Source organism: Rhodococcus sp. P4_B6, from assembly GCF_056402215.1.
Genome location: NZ_JBFUHV010000267.1, coordinates 1 through 8,575, shown reverse-complemented (window position 1 = coordinate 8,575; position 8,575 = coordinate 1). Strand labels below are relative to the sequence as shown.

General features: G+C 66.0%; 9 protein-coding genes and 2 pseudogenes. 7 read left to right on the top strand and 4 right to left on the bottom strand.

Going from position 1 to position 8,575, the window contains the following annotated elements:
* The 3 genes and pseudogenes from AC1DWT_RS47715 to AC1DWT_RS47705 all read left to right on the top strand — a co-directional run.
* Window positions 1-165, top strand: a 165-nt coding sequence (locus AC1DWT_RS47715) for a DUF7373 family lipoprotein (protein WP_477925945.1), incomplete at its 5' end; no start/stop codon positions are given.
* 234 nt (window positions 166-399) lie between these two features.
* Window positions 400-756 (top strand): hypothetical protein, encoded by a 357-nt coding sequence (locus AC1DWT_RS47710; protein WP_477925944.1) that lies wholly within the window; start codon window positions 400-402, stop codon window positions 754-756.
* A 436-nt stretch (window positions 757-1,192) separates the two neighbouring features.
* Window positions 1,193-1,733: pseudogene (locus tag AC1DWT_RS47705) on the top strand (helicase associated domain-containing protein).
* 115 nt (window positions 1,734-1,848) lie between these two features.
* On the opposite strand, the pseudogene AC1DWT_RS47700 reads toward AC1DWT_RS47705, so the two are convergent.
* Window positions 1,849-2,559, bottom strand: a pseudogene (locus tag AC1DWT_RS47700) (HNH endonuclease family protein); the annotation flags it as partial.
* Window positions 2,560-2,906: 347 nt separating this feature from the next.
* On the opposite strand from AC1DWT_RS47700, the gene AC1DWT_RS47695 reads away from it, so the two are divergent.
* The 3 genes from AC1DWT_RS47695 (at window position 2,907) to AC1DWT_RS47685 (ending at window position 4,278) form a co-directional block, all read left to right on the top strand.
* Entirely contained in the window at window positions 2,907-3,233 is a 327-nt protein-coding gene (locus tag AC1DWT_RS47695; protein ID WP_231914189.1) for a hypothetical protein, read from the top strand.
* Window positions 3,234-3,290: 57 nt separating this feature from the next.
* Complete coding sequence (locus AC1DWT_RS47690; RefSeq protein WP_477925943.1) at window positions 3,291-3,533, top strand: hypothetical protein; 243 nt, start codon at window positions 3,291-3,293, stop codon at window positions 3,531-3,533.
* A gap of 253 nt (window positions 3,534-3,786) precedes the next feature.
* Window positions 3,787-4,278, top strand: a complete 492-nt coding sequence (locus AC1DWT_RS47685; protein ID WP_477925942.1) for a hypothetical protein — start codon at window positions 3,787-3,789, stop codon at window positions 4,276-4,278.
* Between the two features lie 516 nt (window positions 4,279-4,794).
* Here AC1DWT_RS47685 and AC1DWT_RS47680 read toward each other — a convergent pair.
* Both AC1DWT_RS47680 and AC1DWT_RS47675 read right to left on the bottom strand, forming a co-directional pair.
* Window positions 4,795-5,040, bottom strand: a complete 246-nt coding sequence (locus AC1DWT_RS47680; protein ID WP_037235132.1) for a helix-turn-helix transcriptional regulator — start codon at window positions 5,038-5,040, stop codon at window positions 4,795-4,797.
* Window positions 5,041-5,842: 802 nt separating this feature from the next.
* Window positions 5,843-6,097: a hypothetical protein gene (locus AC1DWT_RS47675; protein WP_231914023.1), complete on the bottom strand. Its 255-nt coding sequence runs from the start codon at window positions 6,095-6,097 to the stop codon at window positions 5,843-5,845.
* A 221-nt stretch (window positions 6,098-6,318) separates the two neighbouring features.
* On the opposite strand from AC1DWT_RS47675, the gene mihF reads away from it, so the two are divergent.
* Window positions 6,319-6,630 carry an integration host factor, actinobacterial type gene (mihF, locus tag AC1DWT_RS47670; protein ID WP_061045255.1) on the top strand — a complete coding sequence of 104 codons (312 nt, stop codon included), beginning with the start codon at window positions 6,319-6,321 and terminating at the stop codon, window positions 6,628-6,630.
* A gap of 522 nt (window positions 6,631-7,152) precedes the next feature.
* Here the strand turns inward: mihF and AC1DWT_RS47665 are convergent.
* Window positions 7,153-8,511, bottom strand: coding sequence for an MFS transporter (locus AC1DWT_RS47665; protein ID WP_477925941.1), 1,359 nt, complete (start codon window positions 8,509-8,511; stop codon window positions 7,153-7,155).
* Window positions 8,512-8,575 lie beyond the last annotated feature (64 nt).

The following is an 8,575-nucleotide window of genomic DNA, read 5'->3' as shown; positions in this document are numbered from 1 at the left end:
AAATGCGCCACCAAGGACACCGTCAACGGCACCCAGGACTACTGCATGGTCGCCAACGGGCGTTATGTCGGCGAAGCCAGCGGCACCGACAACAAGAAGGACGTCGATCAGCAGATCTCCGCTCAGTACCTGATCCTCGAGCACGCTGACCAGAACGCCGAATAACCAACGCTGGATACAGCTGACACCGCTCTGTGGCTGTGGCCTCGCCGTCAATGGCAAGGCCACAGCCACACTCATTCGACGGGCGTCGGGGAACAACGTAGACCAACGGAGACCTCCGGACGCAGGCCAGGCTCGTACGCTGCAGGAGCGGGCCCCACCCGATGCCCCGGCACGTGTCCCTCACTGCCCGCCGACCAGGACCGATCTCTCGACGTCCCTCGCTACCGTCTGACAGTGCGCTCATTTCTCAGCCGTCGTGGCCCGTTGCACTGGAACCGGATCCAGCACGAAGCCAGTGACCGGTGGCTCACTGACGGCAGCCGCGGATTGCGCGGCATGACCCGCACACCGCCACCGCTGAGCGACCATGAGTGCGCAACCCTGGTGGCGGCGCTGGTTGAAACAACGGGCGGCAGGTGGCCCGCCACGCAAGCTCGGATCGCCCGACTCCTCACCAGACTCGACATCGACGGCAACGCACCGGAAATGGCACGAACAGTCCAAACGTTGATCGCCGATCCTGACTGGCCCGCCCACGCTCTCGAGATCGAATCCAGTGCCACCGAGTGGTGGCTTCAGGCGTCCTTCTGATGTGAAAGCCCGCCACCAGAATTCCCGATGGTGGGCCTGTCCGTCGTCTGAGCGAAATCGCGGAAATGCCTAGGTTGAGATCGTCGCACGACTGCACGTCGGTGCGAGCCGAGTTCTTGCCGATGCACTTCCCCGCCACGGCTGAGCTTATTGGCAGTAGGAATTGTCGCCCGTGGCCACGGGTCTGGCCGCTGAATCGAGGACAACACGGGATGCAACCTGGTGATCACCCCAGCGATCGCACTGATCACCCTGCAGTTTTTCCGCGGAATAAGACATCACCGGCCATCGGCAATAGGGATCTGTTCCAGCAGCGCATCCCCTTACGTTCTGTTGGATAGTCCTGCTTTCTTGCAGAATCGTCAAACCGATTGACATACTTGGAATAATGACAAATTCGAAGACGTGCGACGGTTTTCGGAAGGATGCGATATCAATGCGCGCCACCCAGTCCGCGGCCTCTCCTCTGCAGCTCTACCRCATCTTTCGGCGTCAACATCCTCGCACTGCGATCCCGGCCGACTACGTCACCGAAGGTGGCTTCCGACTGGGGCGTTGGCAAGAGCGCCAGCGAGTTGCCCGCATGCTCGGCACCCTGCCGCCCCAACGCATCCAGCAACTCGATGCGATCGGGTTCCTGTGGAGCGACGACGACGATGTCAGTTCCGGCTGTGTCACGCGCCGACAGCAAGCAGCGGCGAATGCTCACCGAAATCGCTGCGTACCGCGAAGAGCACGGCAACGCGCTGGTGCCCGCGAACTATGTCACCGCCGACGGCGAACAGGTCGGCCAGTGGCTGTATCGGGCGGTTAAGAAATGGCGTGCCGACGCATTGCCCGACGAGGAGCGTCGTCCGCTCGCCGCTCTCGGGGTCTCCCCCGGTCCACGGCCGCGGGGGCCGCGGACGTCGGCACAGCACACCGGCGCGGGAGTCCATCGCCGCGACCGGCGGCTTTCGGCTCAAGCGCGGAGCTGAGCGCGAATCCGCTGGCTGCACATCCATTCCCGCAGATGAACGAGTGCTCTCCTACGTCGGGGGCAGCGATGGTGGCCACTGCCCCCGCGGCCGAACCCAGGGGTGGGTGTCGTTAGCAGGAGTGCAGGACCTGACTCATCGCGTCCTTCTCGGCCTGGGTCACCCACAGCCGGTAGAGGGCTTTGAGGTCGATCTGCCGCGAGACGTAGGTGCACCGGTAGCTCTTGTTCGGCGGCAACCAGGATGCGGCGTCGGAATCGGACTTCTTCGAATTCGTGGGCCCGTCGACCGCCTGCAGGTTCCGTGGGTCGTTGGCCAGGTCGCGGCGCTGCTCCGGGCTGAGTTGCTGGGCACCCTTCTGCCACGCATCCGAGAGTGCGACGACGTGATCGATCTGCACCGCGGTGGAGGTGTCCTGGCCGCGAACGAACGCGATCGTGGTGCCGGTGTAGGTGTCGTGCAGGGTGCCGGTCGCCACCACACAGTCCCGCGTACTGGTTTTGTAGGTCAGGTYGACCAGGTCGCGGCGCAGGATGTCGTTGCGGGTGTCGCACCCGTTGTGGCCGCCCTCGACGCTGTTGTCGTCGGACCACGACGGACCGAACTGTTCTCGCGTGTACCCGGTCTTGGGGGCGCGTCCCTTGACCGCCAGGGTATCGAGCTTCGCCAACGCCGGCGCCGCATCGAACGCCGGTGCGGGGGCGGCCGGTGCGCCCCCGAGCGAACCGGTGCCCGGGTCAGCATCGGCGATGGCCGAGCACCCGGTCAGACCGAGGGCGGATACCGCAGCGAGAGCGAGGAACGCGGCCGGGGGGCGATGACGCATGTCTGTTCTCCTGTTACCCGTGGGACTGGTGGGAATAAGTATTGCGGGTGCCTCCGACAACGGCGTGGGCGCGTTCTCCGGTGGGAACTCGACGCACACTCCGATGCCTGATCCCGGCCCAGTGTCGCCATGCCGACCAAACAAATCGTTAGCACTCCACCATGGAGAGTGCTAAATTCTCTGTCATTGGTGGCAGGGTCCCGCGAGAAACTGCTGGGCCCAGCCACAGTCACTGGTCACAGGTGCAGCGTTCTTGCTGCCGGGTCGGGCCAGTGGCTGACAGGTGATCGATTGGCACGGCCGGCTTCGCACCACCGACGACCGGGCCACGCAACGGGAGGAGGATCATGACCGCTGCTACCTCGCGCCCATCAGATCTCACCAGCGACGGGTGTTCCTCCGGGCGCAAACGCCGGCGGAGGCCGCGTGGAGGATCGCGGCTGCCCACCGTGTCGATCGTCCTGGGGTCGTTGTCCATCGCGTCGTTCTGGGTGGTTGGGCTCGGGTTCGTCCTGGGTGTGACCGCCGTGGTGTGTGGCGCTTTCGCCACCTCCCGGTCCGGCGTGGAAGACGATGAGTCGGCATCGTTGCGGGCGTTGCTCGGAGTCGTCGCTGGAGTTGCGGGGATTACCGTGTCCGCGATCGCCCTCTTTCCGGTGCTGGAGTACCTATGACGCGTTCACCAGCCCCCCACCGACTGTCCTCGACTCTTGGAAGGATCCGCACCACCCGTGACCGTCGTCCCCGGCCCACACCTGTCCGCCACACGTACCACCCTCGACACCGGTCGCGGCGACCCGACGGCGACCGACGCGGCGCTCCTCGAGTCCTGGGAAGCGGGTTTCGCCGTGACCATCGGCCTGGCGCTGCTGACAACCACCTTCCTGTGCACCGTCCTCGGATCCTTCCCGCTGGCCCTTCTCGCGCTCGTCGCGGTGGCGGGCATTGCCGGTCTGATCACCGCCGCCCTCTGACACTGCCTGCGCCCGGTCCGGTGGCAGGTGGGGTTCCGGTGGTGGCGTGATGTCACCACCCGTCCGGCGTTCGCCCGTGCCACTGCGGACTCCGAACAGACATGGCCCTGCTCGGCGACAGCACAGTTTCGGTCGGGTTGGCATCCCGAAGCTCGATTACCGGGCTGTAGGTTCGCACTCGAATCGTTTTGGCTGGGAGGGACTCTCAGGAAATTCACAGACACCGCGGGCCCGAGTGATGCGACGATGAAGCATGCGCCGCCATCGTTGGCCGGCCCTCGCGCCGCCCACCACCAGAGGAATCACCGTGCACGCGGGCATGCCGATCGTGGCCCAGAAAGACCTCACTCTCGATCTGTCCTACGCGACCGCGTTCGCGTCCGGGCTACTGCTGCGCTTCGCACTGTGCGTCACTGGTGTCCGCGCCGACTTCGCGCGCTACGAAACCCGGTCCCTGACCGACCCCCACGACTGGTCGGCGCAGTGGTCCTATCTGGCCGTGCGCATCCTCGCCGACGACTTCGGCGGCCTCGCTGACCCGTTCCACCCAGTCCCCGACTCCGGCCTGGAGGGATCCGGGYCGTACCGAACCACGCCGCAGTACTGGATCGGCACCTACCCGACCACCGGATCGCTGACCGTCACCACCAGTTGGCCTCAGGTCGGACTCCGCCCCACTTCGGTCACCCTCACGCTCGGTCCCAGCCCCTTCCCCACCACCTTCGGGTCCGATGCCCGCCGGTGACGGTGTCCGACCGCGCTCGGCGAGGGGATGTTCAGCCGCTGGTGACGATTCCTGGCTATCCGAACCTCCCCGGGTAATTTTTGCTAGCTAGGATTGCATTGGGTCAGATGTCGACGACAAGTTAGTGCACCGCACCCTGTGGCGAGCATCCGCCGCCGATCCTTTGAGGACCTCCCATCTGCTCCAATGGCTTTCACCAGATGATCCCAACGCGCGCCGACTCTCGTCACTTTCGTCACGGTGATGCAATTCGAGCGCCGGCCGCCGTACCGCTCCTTCGGGCGCCCACGACGAACGGCCGACCCGTCGAGCCGCGGAAACACTCTCGACCTACGCGTGCGGCCGTAACGCCATCTCGCGCGCCGGAGCACGTGGAGCATGTGCCCACCTCCGCCTGTGTACACCACCACTCCCCCGCGCCGGATCCCGCTGGCGTAGTGCGGACCGGCTTTCAGGTGTGGGCGAACTCCCGCGGACCGGCCTCCAGGCCGTCGATGTCGTAAGAAGGGAAGGTGCTCACTCGGCGCGGCGCCGGCGGGGTTTGCGGATATCGGTGCGCGCGCCCTGCCCCGGTCTGTTGTTCGCCCACTCGACGATTTCCGAGCGCTTCCACAGCGGGGTGCGGCCGATCTTCTCCACCGGCGCCGGCGCTTGTCCCCGAGAGACGTACCCACGGAACGTCGAGACCGAAAGTTCGGTACCGGTTTCCTCCTTGATCAGGTCGATGACCTGATCGGTGGTCAGTCGATGCGGGTTGGCCATCTGGTGAGGGTCCTTCCTGTTCATCGCCCGTCGACGATGCGGGTGGTAGTCCGGTTGCTGCCCGGCGGTCGACCCGGCAGACGGGCTGCGATACGACGCCAGGCGGTGCGGGACTTTCCTCGGCATGACTCTACAACGGCGTGCTGTAATGCCCACGCACGCGTTCGGGGGTCCGGTGGCCGTTTCTTCGACCGGTTCCCGCTCGTGGGGGCGATGTTTCGTCGTCGCTACTACAGGGGTGTGGCCCGGCATCGGGGGGTGATGTCGGGCCACAGGGGGTGTTCTGGAAACAAAATTGGGGGGATGTTCACCAGAACGCCCATCAGTCTAGTGACCGCCCGGGACGATCGCGTCACGGGGTCCGGCGGACCCGATCGGCTCGCTTCCCGAGGGGCCCGATCTCCCGGACGCGGAGATGGCAGGCATCTCGCGGCCCAAGTTCACGCCGGACTGCACCTTCGCGTGGCTGTGGCCTCGATAGGCGAGCGCGTACGAACGCCGGTCGAGATGATCGAGTGAAACATTCCTGCAATATTTGCTGCCGTCGATGTCGAGTCGAGCCAGGAGTCGGTCGATTTCGGATCCGAATGGCCCCGACGACGGTTTGCTTCGACCAGCGCGCCATACCTGGGTTGCGCCTACATTTTGTCCGGTGTTGGGGGTCATTCATTCCCTGCAGTCCGCGGCGAGGCCGCGATCAGGAATAGGTCGCCGGCTTCTGCCTGGATCCGGGTGCAGCACATCGGGTCACGGGTTCCTCACGCAATGACCACCGCCAGGCAGTAGGAATGCAGCGGATGGGTCAGGCCTGGTCGGCGGCGGTGACGGCCGCTGCGGGGCACCAGTGCGTGACCTCGAGACTTCCCAACTTGTTGCCGGTGGGGATGGTGAAGGTGCACGATGCGAGCCATTCGCCGCGGGAGGTACGTGCCCAGGCATGGAGCAACCCGGGGACTTGGACGTCGAGGTCAAGCCCCTCGGCGCGAACTCGAAGGGGAAGGTCGTTCGCGGCGCGGCCACCGTGGTGAGCCATTGCGGCAGAGACGTCGATGGTCACCGGCCGCGGTGGGCACACTTCTCGCCACGGTTTCGGGTTGTACACAGCTCTCCATCGTTCGAACACATATTCGACTCTAGTGTTACCCTTGATCACGCCGCCAGCGGTCGGCGAGGGAAGCGCCGACCGCTGGCGTCGCCCTACGTCGGCGCCTACGTGAATGGCGCGATCTCATCCGAGGCCGGCCGTCTGGGCCGGTCAGAGCAGTAAGGAGTCCATTGATGGCATTGCCCGTTCTGACGCCCGAGCAGCGCGCTGAAGCATTGGAGAAGGCCGCTGTGGCCCGGAAGGCGCGCGGGGAGCTCCTCGCCGCGGTCAAGTCCGGTGAGCTCACGGTTTCCGATGTGCTCGCGAAGGCGGAAACCGACGAGGTCGCGAAGAAGACCAAAGTTTCGGCTCTGGTGAAGGCGCTTCCCGGTGTCGGTCCGGTGAAGGCGGCGCAGATCCTCGAGGATCTGTCGATCGCTGAGACCCGGAGGGTCGGCGGTCTTGGAACGAATCAGCGTCACGCGCTTCTGGGCATCATCGCCTGACTTGCTCGTGGTGGTCGGCCGCGGACGCCTGTGTTTCGGCGCTTTTGTCGGTGGGGCGATCTACTGTGACGATCGCGACGAGCAACAGGTCGCCACTCACTACCCAGACCGGTGACTCGTTCCCGGTCCTGATCCGCGGGGTTCCGCAGATTGGTATGTGGCGGCCTGTTGCTCTTTGCTCTCAGCGGCGGATGGTGCGAGCCGAAGATCGACCTGCTGTCCCTGGCACCTACTCGGCCGCGCCTGACAAACCTGATCGGTAATGGCGGACCCTTCAGACACTTCCGGGGCCGATCCGCTGCGTGCGGGTCTATCTCAGCGGTTGCTGCGCCCATTCCCGGCTGAGCCGGTCTGCCAGGCGGTACACCGCCACCTCGTCCGGAATCCCGACCCCTTCGCCACGATCCGGGAGCGGCTGATCGACACTCGCGCCAGCGATCGAACCATCAACGATTTCGGCACAGCACAGAGCCTCGCCTTGGTGAAGATTTCGGCGTGACCGGCGAGCTGGGCGGCCGCGGGTCAGGCCTTGGCTGCTGCGGCGGCACTCTGCGCCGCGAGCTTCGCGAGGCCGGCCGCGTACATCCGCCTCCCGACGAACAGTGCCACGATCGCCGGCAGGTACACCAGCGGGGCCAGTTGCAGTGCACCGAGCAGGCCACGATGGTCCGCGAGGATACCGATGACGAACGGTCCGGTGGCCAGTCCCAGGATGTTGTTGGCGACGGTGAGGCTGCCGAGTGCGGAGGCCCGCACCGACTGGTGCGTCAGGCTGGCCACCATCGCCGCGGTGGGACCGGAGGAACCGGCGGAGAAGAAGGCGCCGATGCCGATCAGGGTCAGCTGCGCCGCACCGGTCTCCAATTGCAGTCCGATGCCGAGGGCGGCCAGCGAGATGACGCAGAACGCGATGGCGCTGGACCACTTCCCGGCCGGGTTGCGGCGGCTGACACGGTCGGTGATCATGCCGCACACCACCATTCCGGTGCCGATCAGCAGCACGAAGACCGAGGCGATCACGCCGGCCTTGTCCGGAGCCATGCCGTAGTAGCGGTTGAAGAAGCTGGGGGTCCAGGCGAGCAGCACGGCGGAGGTGAAAATCTGCAGTCCGCCGCCGAGGTACGCGCACCAGACGGCAGGGTTGGTGAACAGCGTCGAGACCGGGACCCGGATTGGGCGGCTGTCGGAGCGAGCGACCGGCGCGGCGTCCTGGTCGACCGCGTGCGCGGCCAGCCGGCGTTCGGTGACCACGGCCCGGAACATGGCGACGAGGATCAGGCCGAGCACCGCCATCGCCGCGAACGACCACCGCCAGCTCAGGTGCACAGCGATGACTCCGCCGAGTGAGACGCCGACGACCGAACCGAACGAGCCGCCGGCCATGAACGCACCGCTGAGAGTGGAGTGGACGCGGGGCGCGAAGACGCTGAGCATCACCGCGATACCGACGCTGCCGTAGGCGGCCTCGCCGACCCCGACGAGGAAGCGGGCGGCGAGCAGCTGCTCGTAGTTGGCCGCCACCGCGCAGAACAGGGTGGCGATGCTCCAGAGCACCGCCATCAGGATCAGCGACCGCACCCGGCCCCAACGGTCGGCGAGCAGCGACAGCGGGAAGGTGAGCAGGCCGACCATCAGGGCGACGATGCTCGTGAGCGAGGCCAGCTGGGAATCGGACAGGGCCCATTCGGCTTTCAGGAACGGGAAGACTGCGCTGAGCACCTGGCGGGACATGTAGTCGGACAGCAGCAAGGCGAAGGTGAGCGCGAACACGAGCCACGGGTAGATCCGGCGGCGGGTCGCGGGTCGCTCGGCGGCGGTCCCGGTGAACTGGGGGTCGACGGCGGGTTCGGCCGGCTGATCGGTGGTGGTGGACAGTCCCATTGGGGCTCCTGGGGGGCGACTGGACCGAAGTGGGGGTGATGGTGCGGACGTCGGGGATCAGGGG